The following is a 20,839-nucleotide window of genomic DNA, read 5'->3' on the forward strand; positions in this document are numbered from 1 at the left end:
TTGACATCATCCCTCAGTAACAAAAATTATTTTTAACTCGTGTCAATCCTACTAAGGAGATATTAAACTTGACGATGGGGGTATTTGCTTTACTTGAACTTCTAACATAAGTATTAAAGTACCTTTTTGTACTTCTACATTTTTGATAGAAAAAGCTATCTCCTCCCATTTAAAGGATGGTATATTCATCAGTTCTTTAGCTTTCTGCATCAATGCTGTAGTTAATTCTATTGAAATCCCCTCTCCCTCAGTACAGTTAAAAGCCTCCAGCATGGCGGGTTGTGAATGAGTTCGTGGGCGAGCGATCGCAGTGTAAGCTAAAGGGCGAGTATTTCCCATTTCCTTTAACTGCACTTTTCCTTTAAATTCTAGTTTGCCATCACCAGGTAAAAATATCTGAATTTCTTTTGGCTCAAAACTGACAATTTCTCCATCTACATTCAACTCAAAGTTTTGCATCTGGCTACGAACAAACTCTGAGGTCAAGGCGCGGTTAATATCGACTTCTGTGAGTATAACCCTAGCAATAGTATTGATTGGCTCATTGAGTTCTATTTGACCAAAAAGAGCGCTAAAGGGATTGATAGCTATACTATCTGTTTGCAGTTTTATTTCCTGTACGCGAATGTCTTCTTTAATAACTAATCCTTGACCTGCAACTGCAACTCCATCCGCCTGTCCTTGAAGGATTTTTAACAGATCGGTTTTTACATCTATTGCTATTTCTTCTACTTCATCTAGCTGATTGGATACTTGTTTTTCAGCTTCTTGGGATATAAATTGTTCTTCTAACCGATGCTCATTAGGCATGAATTACTAATTCTCATAAATGTCCTCTTACTATTTACTGTAAAGGCTAGATACTAACAAGCGGCTCTATATTACGATATATGCAAATGGGGAGATTGAGTAATTAACCCTCTTTAATCACTCTCGCCAGGTAAAAATCTAAAACCTTTATTTTTCAATACTTTTATCAATTTAGGCGTAGGTTGGGTTGAGGAACGAAACCCAACATCCGAAAACCAAGGTAAATGTTGGGTAACACTAAAGTTCAACCCAACCTACAATTATTTTTCTTTCCCCAAAGTGATAAAACAGGGTTAAGTAGAAAGTATTGTTTGTTTTTTGAGTTTTGCTTTTTTAGTAACAACCATTTTTACACCGCCGCTAGGGACAATTGTAATTCCACGACGGACTGGATGCACAGGACGTTTATCAGTAAGGCTTAATTCAAAACGGGATAATATTATAGCTGTTACTAATTTTAGTTCGTACATGGAAAAGGCTGCACCAATACAACCGCGATAACCTCCACCAAAGGGTAAATATTCGTAAGGTAAAAATTTTTGGTTGAGGAATCTTTCTGGCCGAAACTGTTCTGGTTCTGGGTAAGTCTCGGCTCGGCGATGTGCTAAATAAATACAGGGAACTAAAACTGTTTCTGATGTAAATTTATGCCCCATAATTTCCACTCTATCTTTTACCATTCGCGGCGTGCAAATTAAAGCAATAGGGTGAATTCGCAGTGTTTCTTGACAGACGGCGGTGAGATAAGGTAATTGGGCAATTGTTTCCGGATTTGTGAGATTGTTTAAGGTATTTAGTTCTTGCATTAGCCGATGTTTAACCTTTGGATGGGAGTGAATTAAATAAAATATCCACGCTAATACACCAGATGTAGTTTCGTAACCCAATAGCAATAATGAAACTAGTTGATCGCGTAATTCCTCATCTGTCATTTGTTGCCCATTTACGTCATAAGCTGACATCAGCAGACTGAGAATATCTGTACGCGCAGGATCATTTTGCCAACGTCTTTCAGAAATTTCGGCATAGATGAGTTTGTCAATTTGCTCTCGTCTTTTTAAGAAAATTCCCCAAGGACTCCATGCGCCTAAATCTTTTTGCAGCGAAGGAAAGAAAAACAAGCTGGAATACCAAGGTTTAGTTACGTCTTCTAATAAAGAACTCAATTGTTCTTTTAATTGTTGGTAACGCACACCATGAGTAATCCCAAATACCACTTGTAAGATAATTTCTAAAGTGATATTTGACATTAATTTGTGTATACAAATATCTGTACCTGATGTCCAACTTTGTGTAACCTCTTCAGTTATTTGACAAATTGCTTGTCCATAAGATTTTAAATTATCGCCATGAAATGCTGGGAGTAATAGCTGCCGTTGTTGTTGGTGCGATCGCGCCTCTTGAAATACAATAGAATTCTCACCAAACAAGGGTTTAAATACATGGGTTGCTTTTTGAAAATCTAATTTTTGTGCAGGTATGGCAAAACAATCGCTAATTGCTTGCGGATGGCTAAAAAATACTATCGGTGGCGACTTTAAACCCATTACCTTTACTGTAAAAATATCACCATACTTAGCAGCATTATTTTCTAAAAACTTTGTTGGTTCAGCAATTAATTGCAGAGTTTGTAGCAACGCTGGTGTGCTGAGATTCTCAAATAGTTTCATTGTTTATTGAATACTTTTAGGATTTAACAAGGCGCAAATAATTCAATCCGCTTAGGTTAAGGTTTAATTCTCCCTAACACTCCTTAAAAAAGATGTAATTAGAGCCAGCTTTTTTAATATTTTCAGGGGATAGTCGGGAGTTAGTTACCACTAAGTGAACCGTAGTGTTAATTAATCACCATTAGTTTTACAAAATTAATAATAATATTTTTTATGATTTTTTAAATGCATTTACAAAAAAAACTTACTCAATTATTTTGAGATACACATATTAAATTTACGTCTTTTGATGATATTAAAATGCCTTATCTTGGTGTATTGTCTCACTATTAAAATTCATTCTTTTTACAGTTGTAATATATTAAAATCCCCTATAGTCCTCTTTAAAAGAGGACTATAGGGGATTGTTTAAAAGCATTGAAAATCTATCTAAATGTATAGATGATTGAAAGTTTGCTGAACGCAACCATTAAACCTCGCAGCATCAAACAGAGGTTGTCTGGAGGATGGAAGACTTCACCTGACGTTGACTCGTGACAACCATCTCAATGGGACGATCTGGCCCTGTCACTAAACCACGGCGTTTAGGTCGCACTTCACCATTATTAACTAGTTCTAATTCCTTACTAGAAAGGATTTGAGCAAGTGCTAGCTTCATTTCCAACTGGGCAAATGCTAGCCCAATACAGCGCCTAGCACCACTGCCAAAGGGCAAGTATTCATAAGCAGAAAATTGTCGTTCTAAAAAGCGTTCTGGCTTAAACTGCTTAGGTTCTGGATAAATATCTTCCCGTTGGTGGGTCAAATAAATAGAACCAAGTAGCACTGTACCCGGTTCTAGTTCGTAACCGCCCAGCGATATCGGGGTTCTGACTACCCTGGGCAAAGTTAGTATCGCTACTGGATAAATCCGCAATGTCTCGGAACAGACAGCGTTGAGATAAGGTAACTTGAAAACGGTGCCAGGATCTAGGTTATCGCCCAAGCTATCTAATTCTTGCAGTAGCTTTTGGCGCACTGATGGTACTTTGTGAATCCAGTATAATGCCCATGCTAAGGCTGTGGCTGTGGTTTCGTGACCAGCGACTAACAGAGTCATCAATTCATCGCGCAATTCTTCATCGGTCATGGGTTGACCGGCTTCATCTCTAGCAGCCATGAGTAAGCTAAGAATATCCGTGCGTGATGAATCTGGTTGTTCTCGACGTTCCCGAATTTCCTCGTAGATGAGTTTGTCAGCTTCTTGCTGAAGGCGCATCTGATTTCCCCAGAAGTTAATCGGGCCAAAATCTCTTTGTAAAGCTGGAAAATAAAGCAAAGCTATACTTAAGCGAGAACTGGCCTTTTCTAAAAGATCGCCCAAAAAATGCTGTAGTTTTTCGGCGCGAGGCCCTTCATACAGACCAAATACAGCTTGCATAATCACCCGCAGGGTAATAGCTTGAGTTGCAGACCGGATATTAAAGGGTTTACCTATTTGGTATTGGTTAATAACTTGCTTGGTGACATCGGTAATCACCTGGCTATAGTTCCGCATTCTTTCGCCATGAAATGGAGGCATTAACAACTGACGTTGGCGCTGGTGTTCTGCGCCGCTGATGGTAATTACAGAATGCTTGCCCAGCAACGGTTCAAACAGCTGATTCACATCGCCAGGTGCTTCCAATTCTTTGGTATCAGTTGTCAAAATTTGCTGTTGCGCTTGGGGGTTGCTGACAATCACCATAGGAGGCAGATTTTTGTCTAATCGGAGAGAAAAAATCTCGCCATAGTTTTTGGCACAATCCTCCATAAATGACATCGGATTAACAACCCAGCGCAGGATCTGTACAACTGCTGGAGTTTGCGGGCCATTTGGGAATTTCATAAATTTTTTTCCGATTAAATATTTTTTGCTACTTCAACTAATTGAAATTTTGGTTGCCTGACCATTTAAAGTACTTATTCTAACGTTGCAAAAAAGCAATAAACTGTTACAACCTCGAAGATGTAAAATTTTGGTTAAATTCAACGAGCATCTACAGTTTCACTTCCTCGTCAAAAGGTACTCAGCATGACTGCAATCTCCGCAAAGGCATCTTCAGCGCTTCCCAATTTTTCGGAAGGGATTCAATATTTTGGTGAAGCCTTACCAGATTTTGAAACTTATGGTGCAACTCCTGCTATTGAGTCGGGCAAAATCGCGATCGCATCGACTACAGAAAAAGCAGCCGTATATCAAACTTTACTAGCTGCCGATGCCCTGCGCTACCTAACTTTACAAGTTACCGGTAGTAAGGCTTCTGGGCATCCCGGCGGATTCGCCAGCCAAGCAGAAGCTTACGCATCTCTTGTCATGCTGGGATACAAGAATATTATTACCGAAGTCGGACACCACGCCCCCGGATTTTATAGTGCCATGTTCTTAGATCGTTCGCTAGAGGACATGGGAATTTTTACAGTCCAACAATTGCGCGATCGCTTCCGAGAAAAGCACGGACTTTTAGGACACCTTTCTGGTTTCATTCCCGGTATTCTCGCACCTGCGGGGCCATTAGGACAAGGGCAACACTTTGCAATGGCGGCTGCACTATTGCACAAAGATAAGTTATTCCCCTTTACAGTTGGGGATGGGGGATTGGGTGAGCCTTATATTGTCAGTGCGATCGCGCATTTCCATACTGCTTATCCTGCTGTCACCAATTTCTTGCCGATATTAGTGTGGAACGGTTACAGCCAAGAACATCACAGCATGGTTTCCCTGAAAACCAACCCAGAGATGCAAGCATATTGGCAAGGTAACGGTTTTGATGAAGTTGTGTTGGTGGATGCCAAAGATTTTGACGATCGAGATCAACCTGGGGATTACGTTGATAGTACTGCCTTTTCCTTTGAGAAACGCCTAGAATTTACTCAAGCAGTACTTTCCGGTGTAGATAAAGCCGCGCGATCGGCGTTAGGTGGTAAACTTACCGTTTTTATTATTAAACAACTCAAAGGTGCAGGAGTTCACGCGCGGGGTGCAAAATCTCACAACCTGTATCCTAAAGATACGCTGGATGCGCCGCATATTGTTAATGCATTGCAAACCCGTGCTTTATCAGCCCAAGCTTGGCAATTAGTCAGAACAAATGCCGAACGCGCCGGTGGTGGACCAGCCGCAAAAACTGTAGTGACAGAATTTGAATTTCCATTGCCAGAATTAGGCGAATTATCTTTAGAAGAATATGCAGTTGGAGGCGAACCAAAAGTTTCCACAACTGCAATGGGACGATTGGTAGGAATAGTGGGAAATAAAGATCGGAATTTTCTCGTCACCAACGCTGATGGTAATGAAGCGTCTGGAATTGCTAACATCAACCAAGCATTAAAGATTATCCATCCTACAACCGACGAGTTATATAATCAAGCACCAAATGGGCAAGTTTATGAACCATTGAGTGAAGATGCTTGTGCCGGTTTAGCTGCGGGTTTAGCGTTAATGGGTGCGAGAAGTTTGTGGTGTTCCTACGAATCTTTTGCCATCAACGGATTACCAATTTGGCAAACTGTAATCCAAGCAATGGCAGAATTACGCCGTCCTACACCCTCGACTATTACTTTATTCACAGCAGGCGCATTAGAGCAAGGACGCAACGGTTGGACTCACCAACGTCCAGAAATTGAAGCTTACTTTGCTTCGTTGATGCGAAATGGAAATGTTTTTCCATTATTTCCCCCTGATGCTAATAGTATTCAAGTCTGTTATGAGTGGGCATTGAAAACTAAGAATAAGGGAATTGTAATTACTGCAAGTAAATCGCCGTTACCAATTCGCACAACTATAGAACAAACTCGTCAAGGGTTGCGCGATGGTGCAGTTTTATTACATGAAATTGCTGGCGATAAACAAGTTGTATTTGCTGTAATTGGCGATATGACATTAATGCCAGTATTTGAAGCTGCTGCTTTCTTAGAAACTGAAGGTATTGGTGCCAAGATTGTTTCTGTTATTAACCCCAGACGTTTGTATCGTCCCCACGATACCGCATGGGATACCTGTTCCGAACCTGATGGCGATTTCTTAGATGATGCGAAATTTGCCGAATTATTTGATGGCGATGGGTTAATTGCGGTTACTGGTGGTGCTGCGTCGATGCTAGAACCGATCCTGTTACGGAGTACAGCGAAGCGCGACACCTTTGCATGGAAACGTGGCGAAACTACAGCCAGTGCTGGCGAGTTGATGGCCTTTAATGGATTGACAGCTGAGGCTTTGACAAAGAGGGCGATCGCGTTAGTGCATTAAAGCTAGAATTGTTTCTACTTTTATCGCAAATATACGTATGGCAATGTTGAAAAATTGCGTTTAATGCGTATATTTGCGTTTTTTTATGAGAACTTCTAAGGGATTGAGATTAGTTTATAAATAAATCTGGTTAGATTTGCTGAAATTCTTTAACATTAACAGGTTTTCAAGTCACAAAAGCTGCTTTTCATGTCGCAAAAGCTAGTTTTCAAGTCGCAAAAGCTGCTTTTCATGTCGCAAAAGCTGCTTTTCATGTCGCAAAAGCTGCTTTTCATGTCGCAAAAGCTACTTTTCAAGTCACAAAAGCTAGTTTTCAAGTCGCAAAAGCTAGTTTACGAGTTCAAAACTTAATTCACAAGCGAGGATGAAACGCGATATTTCTATGGAAAATGTGGTGTTTAATTGATTGGCTGTGGAGGGTTGAGGAAAGGTGCGATCGTATTAGTGCATTCAGGCTGGGTTTTGTAAATATATAACTTAAAATACAGCCGCGAATACGCATAGGATAGCAAAGAATATAGCTTTTAATGCGTGTATTTGCGGTTGTTAGTATAAGTTTGATTTTGTTATTTATGTAAATGTTGTAAAAAATACATTAATTAATAATCTTACAATTATGAACTCTAATTTACAAAAACTTCAGATTACTCAAGAGGAATTGGAAAAGCTGATAGGTATAAAAAATATACCCGTTCAAGATTCTACTTTAAAATCTATTGGGGATGTAATCAGTGTTGCTGGAGGGATTACTCTTATCGGATGTATCTGTGCTAAGGTTTTTATGCACATTAGCCCTGGTATTATTTTTTGGATGCTATCTGTTTTTCTGATTAGTATAGGTGGTACAATGAATAACAGTTTTGAAAACTCTACTAAATCAAATATTAATAAAATTAATGAAATTGATTATAAATTAAGTAAGATAGCTGAAGAAGTACAAAAATATAATCAATTAGTACAAAATATAACTGTTATTGAACAGCTGCAAGAAATCGGACATCGTGTATGTTTAGATGATAGAGAGAAAGTAATTGAAGCATTCCAATTAACAAGAGATGAGTTAATCCGTGCGTTAAAAACAGAAAGAATTTTAAGGGAAAATCCTGATTTTAACCCAGAAAAATTTGCAATTAATTTAAGTATGATAAAAACCTTGCAAATTAGGGAACAGGCAAGCGAATATGGTCAGTTATTAAATGAAGCATTACAAGTAGCAGTTAGTGTACAAGAAGAAATGATAAAACTACAAAGTAGAGGAGCAATTTAGAAGTAGGCTAACATCCGACATCAAATTTATATTTTTTGATATCACATAAATTAATCAGTAATTTTGTAGGTTGGGTGGAGGCGCAAGCTAGCATATTTGCAGCACAACGAATTAATATTTGCGCCGTAACCCAACACTAAATCACCTGAATTTAAAGCAGATAAGTTAATATGTAAAATTTTTGTTGTGACAAGTGAGATCATTTGTTGGGTTTCACTCCGTTCTACCCAACCTCCAAGGGTGTGTTCTGGCTATTTTCATAAACACATATTCCCCAATAATTACAGCTTATTAATCAAATTTAAAATATATGTTAATCGCAAGTAAAAATTCTACAAAATCTAATGCCTATTGTTGCTTATCAGGAGGTAATATTCTTACCTTGTCTATAATAATTTCCTCAATGCTCATTTTCTCTAGTCTCTAGGATCAACTAATATATTTTAAAGTTTAAAATATTATTTGGCTGTATGCCTTTATAAATTATAAATTTATCAGCCGCGATCGCTTGAAAAGCAGTCTATAATAAGGTCATACTGAAAACTTTCCTCAATCTTAGAAGTTAATTATGCTTATAAAATTTGAAGAAATATATAAAGATATTGATACTTTACCAGAAGAAGCTCAAATCTTACTACTTGATTTTATTCAGTTACTCAAAAAGCGTTATCCACAACCAGAATCAGAAAATCATAGTCAGGGAAAAAGTCTTTATGAAAAGTTTGATGACATTGGATTAATTGGTTGTTGTTCTGTGGAAGAAAATTTATCAACTACATATAAGGAAGTTTTATCTAATACATTAGATAAAAAATATGATCATCATTGATACAGGATTTTGGTTAGCCCTTATTGATAAAAAAGACACTCACCACCAAAGAGTAAAACAAGCTTTAAAACAATATAATGAACCTTTAATTACAACATGGCCTGTTGTCACAGAAACTTGTTATCTTTTGGTAACTCGCAAGGGAGTTGAAGCTGAAATTATTTTTCTAAATAGTCTGCAAGAAGAATTATTTACGATTTTTAATTTAGAACCTCATCATACTCCTCGAATTATTGAATTAATCAAAAAATATGCTGATCTTCCAATGGATTTGGCTGATGCTTCCCTAGTAATTTTAGCAGAATATTTAGGGCATGGGCGCATTTTTTCAGTAGACCAGCGTGACTTTAATACCTATCGTTGGAAGCAAAGTTATCCTTTTGAAAATCTCCTATTTTGAAGTAATTATAAATTTATCAGCCGCGATCGCACAATTTCTTTTCTCCCAATGGGATGAAATTGTAGTTGTAGTAGTTGTAGGTTGGGTTGAGGAACGAAACCCAACATTCCCGTCTCTGTTGGGTTTCACTAAAGTTCAACCCAACCTACAGTTAATATTTCCGTACTACGCTTTAAAACCTGCAAAGAAGGAAAAACTGTTTAACAACATTCTACGGGTTTAAGTCCCTGGCTTCCTCTCATCCGCAAGTTTTGTGATGGGGTTTAAATCCCCATTACAAAACTGTACTTCCGACTTCCGATTTCTTTAAGCAGTTTCACTCAGTAATCGCAGAATAAATTGCAGTGGAATTTCTACCCGATCGGAGCGATTATTTAGTTCCTCGCCTAGTGCATCAATCGCTTGCTCTAGAAGATAGGCAAAAAGCAGCACATCTAGTTCTTCTTTTGTCTTTGGCAGGAAAGATTCTTGATTAGCTGTTTCTAAATAAGAATTGAGAAAGCTAGTACTAACCCAGATATACCAAAACTGTCCCCATTGTTCTATAAGGGGTAAATTTTCAGATAGGATCATCCCAGATTCTTTTTGATAGCTCAGAGCTTGATTAACTGCATAGTTGAAAGAGAGCAACATTCCTGCTACATCTTGTAAAGGCGATCGCTTTATGCGTCGTTCGCTAAAACTACGATCTGCTTTGCCTTCAAAATCAGGAATAATAAACTCTTTTCCTGTGTAAAATACTTGCGATAAATGGTAGTTTCCATGATGACGAGTACGCAATGCAGTAATTTTTTGCCCGACAACTAACTGAAAGCGTTCTAAGATTTTCTCTTGGCTATTCAGAACTTCTAATGCTAATGGTTGAGTATCGGTTGGCAAGGATTTTACTCGTTCTTTTAACAACCTAAATACTTGTCCAGTTAAGTTACGTGCATTTTGATATATTGAACGTTGATAAAGTGATGAAAAAGATTCTGGAGCAAAGTCTGAGCTATCTATATTTGCAGCCAACGCTATATGGAATTCAGCTGTGGATTTACCCAATAGCTCAACACTTTGCAAGTAAGAAGTGATAGTTGCAATTGCCAATTCTGGAATCTCAATTCTCTGTAAATCCAACAAAGAACCTGATGGCAGAGGCACTTCGGTAATAGTGGCGTGTTCTGTGGTAACAAAATCAAAGTACTTTTGCAAACTATCAAGGGTGTAATCCCAACCACTGCGGATATCTGAAATAAACTCTTGTAATATGCCTATAGTCGTGGCTTGGGCAGTTTTACTGGCTGTTTTATTTCCCCGGCGGTACTCTAAAGCACCAGCTAGAAAAACTGAGTTTTGCAAGTGTTTTTTCTGGTATAGGAAACGCCGGATTTCTAAATCTGGGTGCAAACCCTCTTCGACTTTGCGGAAGAGTTTCAACAACAAGCGATCGCCATAAATTATATAAGTATTGGTTTGTTCTTCTTTATTTAGAACAGTCGGCTCATGATTGGTTAACTGTCGGCGCAATTCGGAGAATGAATCAGTAGTAGTACCAAATAATTCTCCGGTTATCCCTTTATAAGAGTGATGATTAGCGATCGCATCATCTAGCAGTGAGGTGAGAAAGTTTTTGTCTGCTAAAGCATCAAATAAAATTCCAACTTCTTGAGTATTGGGTGGAGGAGTGTCTATTTTGCCTTGCACCCCAAGCCGTGCAATTATGGCTTGCGGCATTTCTGCCAAAAGATGTGTTGCAAGATCGCCTTCTGCATAGGCGAGAAATAACAGATAAGTTTCGTGGTTTCCCTGGCTATAATCTACCTGCAACCAAACAATTTGAGCTATCTGCTGGTTATAGGGTAAAGAAATCGCTTCAATGATTTGTACTGATTGTACAGTCTGAGTTTTGCCGCCAAACCAGCTACAGGTATAGAGATAATCCCGCAGTGTTGATTCTAGAACGCTTTTTGACTCTCGTTGTTGAATCACATTCTGCCATGAACCATTTACCAGCAGAGTTACTAAATCTGCTTGGGGTTTAGGCTCTTGATTTGAGCTAAGTTTACGTTGTAAGGTGAACCAGTAAAATCCGTAAGGACTTAAGCTGAGGAAATAGGGCGATTCTGTAATCGGTGGAAACTCAGTGGAACCAAAAATTTCTACTGGTAGTAGCCCATTGAAAGTTGATAAATCTAACGTCACCGTTTGCACGTAACGAGATAAATTTGCTACTACCAAAACATTTTCTTCAGAGGTAATCCGGCTGAAGGCAAAAACTTTGCGATTATTAGACTGTAGCAATTCAAAACGCCCTTCACCCAATGCTGCAAACCGTTTGCGAGTAGCGAGTAAACGTTTCATCCAATACCAAAGAGAATTGCTATTAGTCCGTTGTGCCTCGACGTTGAGTGCTTCGTAGTGATATTCTGAGTCAACGATGACGGGTAGATACAAGCGTTGCGGGTTGGCGCGACTAAAACCAGCGTTGCGGTCAGAACTCCACTGCATAGGTGTGCGAACACCATTGCGATCGCCTAGATAAACGTTATCTCCCATGCCAATTTCATCACCGTAGTAAAGTACGGGGGTTCCTGGCAAAGATAATAATAAACTATTGAGTAATTCAATTTGGCGGCGATCGTTACCCAAAAGCGGCGCTAATCGGCGACGGATGCCTAAATTTACCCGCATCATCGGGTCTTGTGCATAGGCCCCATACATAAAATCGCGGTCTTCATCTGTCACCATTTCTAGAGTCAGTTCGTCATGGTTGCGGAGGAACAATGCCCACTGACAGTTATCAGGAATCGATGGAGTTTGCTGAAGAATATCTACAATCGGGAAATTATCTTCCATCCGCACTGCCATAAACAAACGCGGCATTAGGGGAAAATGAAAGTTCATGTGACACTCATCCCCTGCACCGTAATACTCGGCTGCATCTTCAGGCCATTGGTTCGCCTCAGCTAGTAACATCCGGTTAGGAAATTTCGCGTCGATGTGCGATCGCAACTCCTTCAAAAACGCATGGGTTTCGGGTAAATTTTCACAGTTGGTTCCTTGCCGTTCGTAGAGATAAGGCACAGCATCCATGCGTAGTCCATCTACACCCATCTCTAACCAAAAATCTAGAACATCAAATACTGCCTCGCGCACCAAGGGATTGTCATAATTCAAATCCGGCTGATGGGAATAGAAACGATGCCAGCAATAAGCTTTGGCAACTGAATCCCAAGTCCAGTTAGATGTCTCAAAATCTTGGAAGATAATTCGCGCTTCTTGGTATTTTTCAGGAGTATCACTCCAAACATAAAAATCTCGCTCCTGACTTCCTTTTGGGGCGCGGCGCGCTCTTTGAAACCAAGGATGTTGGTCAGAGGTATGGTTAATAATTAACTCAATAATTACCCGAATACCGCGCTGATGAGCAGCGCTCAAAAACGCTTTAAAGTCTTCTAGCGTGCCATAGATAGGATTGATACTAGTGTAATCGGCGATATCGTAACCATCATCTCTGAGTGGTGAAGGAAAAAAAGGTAACAACCAAATGGCAGTAATACCTAAATCTTGTAAATAGTCTAGTTTTTCTGTCAGCCCTGGAAAATCACCAATACCATCACCATTACTGTCAGCAAATGTGCGAACACCTAGTTCGTAGATAATTGCATTTTTGAACCATAATGAGTCATCTTTCAAGCTGGAGTTTGGCATTATTTTAAAAAGATATGCGATCGCATATCCAATAGAACTATATTTTTACTTGATACAATCGCTGAGATTATCAGCTTATTGATCTTACACGAGTAATGTTTACGCTTTCTTACTTAAGTAATGAAACTACCAAAGGAGCTATATTTAGTCATAAATTATCATACCAACTGCGTATATACATATAGCAGTTTTTATTTGCATTAAGTACAAAGTTACGGGTTTTGAGGCAGGTGGTCACTGAGCGTAGTCGAAGTGAGGCAGAAGCTTTTTATATCTGATGCTCCCGTACTGCATTTTTAATTTCGCTTAAAAACCAACCTGCTGTATAATTTTTATTTCCGGATGGAAAAATGTAACAAAACTTATTGTAAACTATAGCAATCCTAAATGAGGAGCAAATTTATATTTGCAGCATCACGGTTGCTGAGTTATATTTTGGTGCTTATAATTCTCAACCAGTAGTGGAAAATTGAACTCGTGCAGAAGAATTTATTCTATTCAAAACTTACCCGTTGTACCTTTAACCGATCCTGCTCTGAGAAAGTGTGGTGAATTAAAAACAGTACTTCGTAGAATAGGACAAACTATTACTGAATTTGATTTACTAATTGCTAGTGTTGCAATTGCAGAAAATTACACCTTAGTAACAAACAATACTCGTCACTACAGCCGCATTTCTAATTTACAATTAGAAAACTGGATTTCATCTGAAAAATATTAAGTCCTGTTACACTTTTGACTTAACTACTTGCTGTGATGCTTGTATCTGAGGCAAACTCCAGTCGGGACGCAAGCTAGCGGCGTTACGTAAATAAATATGATGAATTGAGGCGGAGGTTGGCAGATAAGCGTGAATTAAGAAGCGGATACAGCGCTGCAAGCTGCCTTCGACGTGCATTTGCTGCACATCCAACATAGCCACATTATCCCAACCAGGACGCGCTCTTGCGATCGCAGCTGGAAAAACCGCATCCAAATCGCGTGTCACTGAAAAAGTCACACTAATAATGTCTGTTGGCTGGAATTGATTCCGGTTTTCCAGTTCATCTAGTAGTTCTGTAACCACTTCTCGGATTGTCTCAACAGTATTTTCTGAAGCGGTTGTTGCTCCGCGAATAGCCCGCATTTGCCAGTCCACGCCAAAATCCTCCTTAAAACACAAAGGTGAGGAGTTAGGAATTGAGAATGAGAAGTTTAGATTTTTAACTCATAACTCCTCACTCATAACTCCTAACTCATATTTAGGGTCGATATAACCACAGAGGTAAACCACTAGTAGACATTTCAAATTCGAGCCAATCAATACCAGCCCCAATTCCTGATGAAAACTGACGACTTCCTGGTATAAAGCGACTCAATAAGGGTTTCCGTTCTTCTAGGGTATAGCAGAGAGTTTTTTCTGGATCGAGACCAACCAGTTCTGCTGTCCAACGACGGGCATCTTCTTCTGTGCCCAAGCGGTCTACAACACCCAAAGCTAGGGCTTGCTGTCCAGTAAAAATCCGACCATCAGCGAAACTTTTTACAGCTTCCACCGTTAAAGAACGGCCATCAGCTACCGTTTGGACAAACTGCTGATAACTTGTGTCAATCAACTCTTGCAGGATGCTTTCTTCTGGTTCGGTCAATTGCCGATCGAAAGCCAAAATGTCTTTGTAAGGGCCAGATTTAATTACTTGGAAGGAAACACCAATTTTTTCTAGCAAGCGTTCCAAGTTATTCCCACGCAGAATCACACCAATGCTACCCGTAATTGTACCTGGGTTGGCAACGATGTGTTCGGCTCCCATGCCGATGTATACTCCTCCAGAAGCCGAAATATTGCCAAAGCTAGCGACGATTTTGATTTTCTCGCGTAAACGCTTGAGGGCACTGTAGATTTCTTGAGAATCTCCGACTGTGCCGCCAGGGCTATCGATACGTAGCAATAATGCCGGAAACTTTTTTTCTTCTACAGTTTTCAGGGCTTCTAGGACGCGTTTGCGAGTAGCACTGGCGATCGCACCAGTAATTTCAATCCGCGCAATTTGTTTTCTAAACTTGGGCTTAAACGGCCAAACCATGAGCTGTCAACATACCTCGTAATAAATTCAATATAAGATCCCCAATGGTCAAACGACCTGCTTTTCTCTGTTAAGAAACATGAGCTGCCATTGTGCTCATTAATATTTTAAGGAAATTTTTATATTTTTTAGTGAGTTTTATTGGATCGTCTGGATTAATGCTAATCAAATCCTTAAAGATTACAGCTAGCACAAAATGCCAAACTCTAGTTTAGCGTTAACCTGATGATTTAGAAAGGCTATTTTAGCTATTTTGCAAAATTAAAACTTCTCAATGCCTTGTTATTCCGGCTTTTTGAATGTTTGAGGACTGTTTTTACTCGCGATCGCGCACGCTTACTAGTTGTCAGTAATTAATCACTAATAACTAATGAATATATAAATATTTAATCAATTACTTCGACACTCAATTTAATTAATAAAAATTGATTCAGTAACACTAATCTCTATTTAGGTTATAGACTAGTAGTACTTTCGCTCTTGGAAATATCACTTTTTCCTGTCTTCTACAGCCCAATAATCTCCTGATGAAGCGATTTCACTACTTAAGAATCTATCCGTAAAATTTGATACCGATAATAGACAAACATATCAAACAGTGCGCCAACGAAACTACAGGTTAAGCTAATTACAAATAATCCGCGTAGGGGAGTTCCACTGCCGAAGGTAGCGAGAAAATGGATAATCTCAGTTGCGATCGCCTCAGTGAAGTCTTGTAAGCAGGGGATGTTACCAATGAGGGATAGAACGAGGAATCCGCCGCCAACGAAAAATATGGGAAGCACAAAACTAAAAATGATTGTGAGTAGTAGGGAGCGGAGAAAGTTAGTAAAAATAGTCATTTAAGACAAACTCCGTGAGTAGAGATGACAAAAGCAAGATAGTGGTTTGTCATTTTCTACAATACGGGCGATCGCTCCAAAGCAGCCAATCTGTCAAAAATCTTAAGTTTTCATTAAAATAAATGGCTAGCAGTTACAGCCCATGCTGTGGATAAAAAAAGCGACTTAAATCTACAAAAGCCTTGTACAATGAAGGTTATAGCGAAGGGTAATACTTATGTATTGCTTTGCAGCACGTTTAAGAACAGCTTCATTTTCTGAGAACATCTTTAATCTAAGTTAATATTCAGCCTTCTTGGGAGAGCAGGGAGAGTAGGGGGAGATGTGGTTCGACTGCGCTCACCAACCGGGACATGAGGGAGATAGGGGGACAAGAGGGTAAACAAAACTCCTAACTCTTAACTCTTAACTCCTAACTCAACACTCTTAATACCCAATGCCCAATGCCCATTCCCCATTCCCCATTCCCATGACTTCCGCTATTCTTAAGGCAGTTACCGAGTTAGCTACAGAACATTGAACCAGACTACATCCAAATCCAGTTTAGGGGAATGGAGTCAGCGGCTGCTGGCGGCGATTTTTCTGGGTGGGCAAGTACTAGTTCACCTATTAAGAGGCAAAATCCATCGGCGCAACACCTTAGAACAAATGGCAGCAGTTGGGCCAGATTCCTTATTTATTGCTTTATTGACGGCTATTTTCGTTGGCGCAGTGTTTACCATTCAAGTGGCGCGAGAATTCATTAACTTTGGTGCCGGAAACATTATCGGCGGAGTCCTTTCTGTAGCGTTGACACGAGAACTCACTCCTGTGTTAACAGCAGTGATTTTGGCCGGACGAGTCGGTTCTGCTTTTGCAGCAGAAATCGGTACCATGCGAGTCTCAGAGCAAATCGATGCCATGTTGATGTTGAGAACAGATCCAATTGATTACTTGGTTATCCCCCGCGTTCTTGCTTGCTGTTTCATGCTACCAATTTTAACCCTTCTGTCTTTAGTGACAGGGATGTTCGGAGGATTCATCATTGCGACCAGTATCTACAACCTGTCTGATACGGTATTTCTAGACTCAGCCCGTAACTTTCTTGGTCTCTGGGATATTTTTAGCGCCATGATTAAAGCCTGTTGTTTTGGCATTTTAATCGCTGTAATTGGTTGCAGTTGGGGGTTGACGACAACAGGAGGTGCCAAAGGTGTAGGACAGTCAACTACAACAGCTGTTGTGACTGCCTTGCTGATTATATTTGTTAGCAACTTCTTTCTTTCTTGGTTAATGTTTCAGGGGACTGGCAGTGCATTCATAGGGCTATAGAAGTAAGAAGTGAGGAGTTATGAGTTATGAGTTATGAGTTAAAACTCCTCACTCCTAACTCTTAACTTCTAACTCCTGACTCCTGACTCCTAAAATAGGAGATATGCCTACTAAACAAAGCAGGATTTAAGACTGTGACCAGTTCATTTGTTTCTAACTCCACATCAACTGTGGAACTCAAGCCTAGTTACAATATACCCATAGTGTTGGTGATTGCCGCGATTCCATTATTGTTGGTACAACCTTGGGTAGGCTCCGTTTTCACGCTGTTTGGTTTGTTTCTCATGTTTCAAGCGTTAACGCTGCGTTTGCAATTTACCGCTACCGACTTAGATATTTACAGAGGCGAAAAATTGATTCGACGCTTTCCCTACCAAGAATGGCAAAACTGGCGGATCTTTTGGAATAGAGTCCCCATTTTGTTTTACTTTAAAGAAATTAAAAGTATTCACTTTTTGCCAATTTTATTTGACCCCAACACCTTGAAAACTTGTTTAGAACAACGTTGTCCGCGTATTTAGTGCTGATTGCCACCTGTTCTGAGTCGTTTTGATATAGACTCAGAACTCAGCACTCATGCTCAGGACTTTTATAGCAGGTCAATTGTAATATTTCTGAAAGCTATTTATTCGCGTCATAGGAATTACACTATTGTTTATGAACCCAGAGGCATCTCAAACCCCAGAACCCATTGATGAACGGTTGGCAGAAAAACCAGAAGAGAACAATGCAGTTGAACATCCAGTAAATTCATCAGTTGAGCCAGTGGTAGACACAAAAGCCATTAGCTCATCAGAGGACTACACAACTTTTGAGCCACTCATTGCCAATGCAGAAGTGGTAGATTCTACAGTAGAGCTAACAGAAAATTCAAATGGCGAGTTTGTAGCGCAGTTAGAAGTAGAAAATGTCGCTCTGGGGTCTGAAATAGGATCGGGAAATAATTTATTATATGCAGAAGCAGAGCAGCGAGTAGCAGAGTTGCAGAGTGCTGAAGTAGCTCTCAAGTCAGAAATAGCCAAGCTGCAAGCTTCTTACGAAAAGCTTCAGACACAGGTGAGTGAAACTCAAACCTCACTAGGGCGACTCGTGCAAGAGTCGCTGGTACAGTTAGAACAACGCAAACAAACGCTGCAAATTTCTGTAGAACAATTAGAACGCCGTCAAGAACGTATCCGCAATGAGATGCGAACCACTTTTGCTGGTGCATCCCAAGACTTGGCAATTCGGGTGCAGGGTTTTAAAGACTATCTCACGGGTAGTTTACAGGATTTGGCCTCTGCCGCCGAGCAGTTGCAACTAACGCCAAGTGTGGTGGAACGAGAAAAACCATCTGTAAAAGAGGCTAAACCAGCTGAACCCCAACCTGGAATACCCCAATTTGCCCAACAGCAGTTTCAAGATACGACAAAGCAAATTCGCCGCCTCATTGACCAATACCGTAATAAACCAGATTACTACGGGCCACCGTGGCAACTACGCCGTACCTTTGAACCAATCCACGCCGAACGAATCTCCAACTGGTTTTTTACCCAAGGAGGAAGAGGTGGTTTGCGGACAATGGGTAGCCGCTTACAAAATATTCTGATTGCCTCAGCTGCAATTTCGATATTACACAAGCTCTATGGCGATCGCGTCCGTACTTTAGTCTTAGCTAATACACCGGAGCGATTAGGTGAATGGCGGCGCGGCTTGCAAGATTGTCTAGGAATCGGTCGCCCAGATTTCGGCCCAGACCGGGGTGTGGTATTATTTGAGGCATCTGACGCTCTCGCTCAAAAAGCAGACCGATTGACGAAAGCCAATCAATTACCTTTAATTATCATTGACGATTCCGAAGAACAAATCAGTCTATCACTGCTGCAATTTCCCCTGTGGTTAGCCTTTGCTCCTGACCCCAAAATAGTGAGAAACTATGATGATGACTTTTAAATGAGTCATTGGTCATTAGTCATTAGTCATTGGTCAAGAGGTATTACTCTTGACTTTTTTGAATTTTGAATACTTCGGCTACGCTCAGTACAAGTTTTGAATTTTATTATGGCTATTTGGCTAACTCTGTGTGGGGCAATTGTAGTTATAGCTTACCTGTTGGGTTCTTTTCCCACTGGCTATATTGCTGTGAAGCAATTAAAAGGTATTGATATTCGGGAAGTTGGTTCGGGTTCCACTGGCGCAACTAATGTATTAAGAACCTTGGGCAAAGGGCCAGGAGCATTGGTTTTAGTACTTGATTCCTTAAAGGGAGTATTAGCGATCGCTCTAGTTTATTGGTTGTTCAACTTTGAAGCAATTAAAAATTATATCCCTCAAACGGTAGATGTACAACTGTGGCAACCGTGGTTGGTAACAATATCTGGGTTAGCTGCCATTCTGGGACATAGTAAATCAATTTTTTTAGGCTTTACTGGTGGTAAATCCGTTGCTATCAGTTTGGGGATTTTATTGGCAATGAGTTGGCAGGTAGGTTTAGCAACAGCGGGTGTGTTTGCCGTTGTTGTGGCAATATCGCGGATTGTTTCTTTAAGTTCAATTGCAGGTGCGATCGCGGTTTCCATTTTCATGGTACTTTTGCATCAACCTTTACCCTATATTCTGTTTGGGATTGCCGGTGGGTTGTATGTGATTTTGCGCCATCGTACTAATATCGAACGACTGTTTGCGGGAACGGAGCCGAAAATTGGGCAACCTGTAGCGACAGAACCCGAACAAAGTGCATCATAAGTAAACGAGAGCCAAACTCAAAACTCATTTCTCAGAAGGAGAGAGCTTCTTCCAGAATTACTGTAATGATATTTTATGCTTACGAACGAACACTGCCTTTAATCAAACGGTGGAAAAGGCGGCAAGGCCACAAAAAAGCTCCACAAACACTGACTGAGGCGATAGCGGCCACAACTCGCCAACTTGAACTAGACCCGGTGTCAGACTTTGAAGGATGAGCTTGTGTGTTTTTAGCTAATTCTGGCATTGAATGAGATAGCTGACTGGCTGTACTCACCCCTTCAATCGCTGCTCCAATTAGATAAGCTACTAGGGCAATTACTAGCCAGTTATTCATAATATTCCACTGTTTGAACTCTGAGCGTATGCTTGGCAGCGAGCAATAATTTGATTTTTCGGACTAATGATTGTCGCCTTGCCCTCAAGATAATCTACCTTCAGCTGTATCCCGAATTAGGGGCAGTTTAGATTTTATATAAGTATTGAGAGTGCTATCTGACTGAGCATCAAGCCCCTGCTTCGCTTTTAACTGCTGAAGAAGCAATTGTACTAAAGCAGCATCGTCAAACTGGAGCAGGGTGTTGACCTGAGTAGACTCGATTACAGCCCAAAGCTGTTGCATCATTTTCGCTGTCACCATGAGTCTGTAACCTCTTAAGCTTTTCTTTATATTTACACGATTTTGGAATTTGTGGTTAGTTTTTGTCTGAAGATTTATAAAGATGAGGCTAAAAATGCCTGAGTCAGTTAAATCTGTTAAGTTATAGCGTTTATTCAATTGATTGAACTACAGGACTAACCCATACGTTATTTTAAGCGTGCTACGTAAAGAAATAAAACTGCCCAAAGACTTAAATCTCCCCAACCCTTTTTTCTCAGCAAGGAATTCTAACAGGGCTTTCGATCGACCACAATGCAGACATACGTAGGCATCAACGCTTTTTGTCGAGGCGAAACTTCTGT

19 protein-coding genes are annotated in these 20,839 nt (G+C 40.1%); 10 read left to right on the plus strand and 9 right to left on the minus strand.

Features of this window, described 5'->3' with window-relative positions; genetic code table 11:
• Positions 1-51 precede the first annotated feature (51 nt).
• The 3 genes from NSTC731_RS23460 to NSTC731_RS23470 all read right to left on the minus strand — a co-directional run bounded on the left by NSTC731_RS23460 (position 52) and on the right by NSTC731_RS23470 (position 4,347).
• Positions 52-810, minus strand: a complete 759-nt coding sequence (locus NSTC731_RS23460; RefSeq protein ID WP_445627023.1) for an LmeA family phospholipid-binding protein — start codon at positions 808-810, stop codon at positions 52-54.
• Positions 811-1,103: 293 nt separating this feature from the next.
• Positions 1,104-2,480, minus strand: a complete 1,377-nt coding sequence (locus NSTC731_RS23465) for a cytochrome P450 (protein ID WP_445627024.1) — start codon at positions 2,478-2,480, stop codon at positions 1,104-1,106.
• A gap of 484 nt (positions 2,481-2,964) precedes the next feature.
• Complete coding sequence (locus NSTC731_RS23470; protein ID WP_445627025.1) at positions 2,965-4,347, minus strand: cytochrome P450; 1,383 nt, start codon at positions 4,345-4,347, stop codon at positions 2,965-2,967.
• Positions 4,348-4,533: 186 nt separating this feature from the next.
• On the opposite strand from NSTC731_RS23470, the gene NSTC731_RS23475 reads away from it, so the two are divergent.
• The 5 genes from NSTC731_RS23475 (at position 4,534) to NSTC731_RS23495 (ending at position 9,466) form a co-directional block, all read left to right on the plus strand.
• Positions 4,534-6,747, plus strand: a complete 2,214-nt coding sequence (locus tag NSTC731_RS23475) for a phosphoketolase (RefSeq protein WP_445627026.1) — start codon at positions 4,534-4,536, stop codon at positions 6,745-6,747.
• Positions 6,748-7,363: 616 nt separating this feature from the next.
• A complete protein-coding gene (locus NSTC731_RS23480) occupies positions 7,364-8,014 on the plus strand; it encodes a hypothetical protein (RefSeq protein WP_445627027.1) in 651 nt (216 codons plus the stop codon).
• 568 nt (positions 8,015-8,582) lie between these two features.
• The gene (locus tag NSTC731_RS23485) at positions 8,583-8,843 is read left to right on the plus strand and encodes a DUF2281 domain-containing protein (RefSeq protein WP_445627028.1); all 261 of its coding nucleotides are present in this window, start codon (positions 8,583-8,585) and stop codon (positions 8,841-8,843) included.
• A complete protein-coding gene (locus NSTC731_RS23490) occupies positions 8,830-9,243 on the plus strand; it encodes a type II toxin-antitoxin system VapC family toxin (protein WP_445627029.1) in 414 nt (137 codons plus the stop codon). The genes NSTC731_RS23485 and NSTC731_RS23490 overlap by 14 nt, the downstream gene beginning before the upstream one ends.
• Positions 9,224-9,466: a hypothetical protein gene (locus NSTC731_RS23495; protein ID WP_445627030.1), complete on the plus strand. Its 243-nt coding sequence runs from the start codon at positions 9,224-9,226 to the stop codon at positions 9,464-9,466. The genes NSTC731_RS23490 and NSTC731_RS23495 overlap by 20 nt, the downstream gene beginning before the upstream one ends.
• Before the next feature lie 83 nt (positions 9,467-9,549).
• Here the strand turns inward: NSTC731_RS23495 and treS are convergent, their stop codons facing one another.
• Positions 9,550-12,936 carry a maltose alpha-D-glucosyltransferase gene (treS, locus tag NSTC731_RS23500; RefSeq protein ID WP_445627031.1) on the minus strand — a complete coding sequence of 1,129 codons (3,387 nt, stop codon included), beginning with the start codon at positions 12,934-12,936 and terminating at the stop codon, positions 9,550-9,552.
• Positions 12,937-13,405: 469 nt separating this feature from the next.
• Between treS and NSTC731_RS23505 the strand changes: the two genes are divergently transcribed.
• Positions 13,406-13,657, plus strand: coding sequence for a PIN domain-containing protein (locus NSTC731_RS23505; RefSeq protein ID WP_445627032.1), 252 nt, complete (start codon positions 13,406-13,408; stop codon positions 13,655-13,657).
• Positions 13,658-13,663: 6 nt separating this feature from the next.
• On the opposite strand, the gene aroH is transcribed toward NSTC731_RS23505, so the two are convergent.
• The 3 genes from aroH to NSTC731_RS23520 form a co-directional block, all read right to left on the minus strand.
• The gene (gene aroH, locus NSTC731_RS23510; protein WP_445627033.1) at positions 13,664-14,074 is read right to left on the minus strand and encodes a chorismate mutase; all 411 of its coding nucleotides are present in this window, start codon (positions 14,072-14,074) and stop codon (positions 13,664-13,666) included.
• Between the two features lie 103 nt (positions 14,075-14,177).
• Complete coding sequence (gene sppA / locus NSTC731_RS23515) at positions 14,178-14,999, minus strand: signal peptide peptidase SppA (RefSeq protein ID WP_322694031.1); 822 nt, start codon at positions 14,997-14,999, stop codon at positions 14,178-14,180.
• 545 nt (positions 15,000-15,544) lie between these two features.
• The gene (locus NSTC731_RS23520; protein WP_445627034.1) at positions 15,545-15,841 is read right to left on the minus strand and encodes a hypothetical protein; all 297 of its coding nucleotides are present in this window, start codon (positions 15,839-15,841) and stop codon (positions 15,545-15,547) included.
• Between the two features lie 516 nt (positions 15,842-16,357).
• Here NSTC731_RS23520 and NSTC731_RS23525 point away from each other — a divergent pair.
• The 4 genes from NSTC731_RS23525 to plsY all read left to right on the plus strand — a co-directional run bounded on the left by NSTC731_RS23525 (position 16,358) and on the right by plsY (position 19,876).
• Positions 16,358-17,152 (plus strand): MlaE family lipid ABC transporter permease subunit, encoded by a 795-nt coding sequence (locus NSTC731_RS23525; protein ID WP_335007964.1) that lies wholly within the window; start codon positions 16,358-16,360, stop codon positions 17,150-17,152.
• A 134-nt stretch (positions 17,153-17,286) separates the two neighbouring features.
• The gene (locus tag NSTC731_RS23530) at positions 17,287-17,673 is read left to right on the plus strand and encodes a DUF3119 family protein (protein WP_194043054.1); all 387 of its coding nucleotides are present in this window, start codon (positions 17,287-17,289) and stop codon (positions 17,671-17,673) included.
• A 136-nt stretch (positions 17,674-17,809) separates the two neighbouring features.
• Positions 17,810-19,084 carry a DUF3086 domain-containing protein gene (locus tag NSTC731_RS23535; RefSeq protein ID WP_445627035.1) on the plus strand — a complete coding sequence of 425 codons (1,275 nt, stop codon included), beginning with the start codon at positions 17,810-17,812 and terminating at the stop codon, positions 19,082-19,084.
• Positions 19,085-19,192: 108 nt separating this feature from the next.
• Positions 19,193-19,876, plus strand: a complete 684-nt coding sequence (gene plsY / locus NSTC731_RS23540; protein WP_445627036.1) for a glycerol-3-phosphate 1-O-acyltransferase PlsY — start codon at positions 19,193-19,195, stop codon at positions 19,874-19,876.
• A gap of 79 nt (positions 19,877-19,955) precedes the next feature.
• On the opposite strand, the gene NSTC731_RS23545 is transcribed toward plsY, so the two are convergent.
• Together NSTC731_RS23545 and NSTC731_RS23550 are read right to left on the minus strand one after the other, a co-directional pair.
• Entirely contained in the window at positions 19,956-20,213 is a 258-nt protein-coding gene (locus tag NSTC731_RS23545; RefSeq protein ID WP_445627037.1) for a hypothetical protein, read from the minus strand.
• An 84-nt stretch (positions 20,214-20,297) separates the two neighbouring features.
• Positions 20,298-20,516, minus strand: a complete 219-nt coding sequence (locus tag NSTC731_RS23550) for a hypothetical protein (protein WP_094350677.1) — start codon at positions 20,514-20,516, stop codon at positions 20,298-20,300.
• Between the last annotated feature and the right edge of the window lie 323 nt (positions 20,517-20,839).

This window comes from Nostoc sp. DSM 114167, from assembly GCF_052692655.1.

Excerpts from the sequence above, each read along its gene's own strand:
- NSTC731_RS23470 (WP_445627025.1), bottom strand. The coding sequence starts at position 4,347 with ATGAAATTCCCAAATGGCCCGCAAACTCCAGCAGTTGTACAGATCCTG.
- NSTC731_RS23490 (WP_445627029.1), top strand. The coding sequence starts at position 8,830 with ATGATCATCATTGATACAGGATTTTGGTTAGCCCTTATTGATAAAAAA.
- NSTC731_RS23460 (WP_445627023.1), bottom strand. The coding sequence starts at position 810 with ATGCCTAATGAGCATCGGTTAGAAGAACAATTTATATCCCAAGAAGCT.
- NSTC731_RS23535 (WP_445627035.1), top strand. The coding sequence starts at position 17,810 with ATGAACCCAGAGGCATCTCAAACCCCAGAACCCATTGATGAACGGTTG.
- NSTC731_RS23480 (WP_445627027.1), top strand. The coding sequence starts at position 7,364 with ATGAACTCTAATTTACAAAAACTTCAGATTACTCAAGAGGAATTGGAA.
- NSTC731_RS23475 (WP_445627026.1), top strand. The coding sequence starts at position 4,534 with ATGACTGCAATCTCCGCAAAGGCATCTTCAGCGCTTCCCAATTTTTCG.
- NSTC731_RS23545 (WP_445627037.1), bottom strand. The coding sequence starts at position 20,213 with ATGAATAACTGGCTAGTAATTGCCCTAGTAGCTTATCTAATTGGAGCA.
- treS (WP_445627031.1), bottom strand. The coding sequence starts at position 12,936 with ATGCCAAACTCCAGCTTGAAAGATGACTCATTATGGTTCAAAAATGCA.
- NSTC731_RS23485 (WP_445627028.1), top strand. The coding sequence starts at position 8,583 with ATGCTTATAAAATTTGAAGAAATATATAAAGATATTGATACTTTACCA.
- sppA (WP_322694031.1), bottom strand. The coding sequence starts at position 14,999 with ATGGTTTGGCCGTTTAAGCCCAAGTTTAGAAAACAAATTGCGCGGATT.
- plsY (WP_445627036.1), top strand. The coding sequence starts at position 19,193 with ATGGCTATTTGGCTAACTCTGTGTGGGGCAATTGTAGTTATAGCTTAC.
- NSTC731_RS23520 (WP_445627034.1), bottom strand. The coding sequence starts at position 15,841 with ATGACTATTTTTACTAACTTTCTCCGCTCCCTACTACTCACAATCATT.
- NSTC731_RS23550 (WP_094350677.1), bottom strand. The coding sequence starts at position 20,516 with ATGGTGACAGCGAAAATGATGCAACAGCTTTGGGCTGTAATCGAGTCT.
- NSTC731_RS23465 (WP_445627024.1), bottom strand. The coding sequence starts at position 2,480 with ATGAAACTATTTGAGAATCTCAGCACACCAGCGTTGCTACAAACTCTG.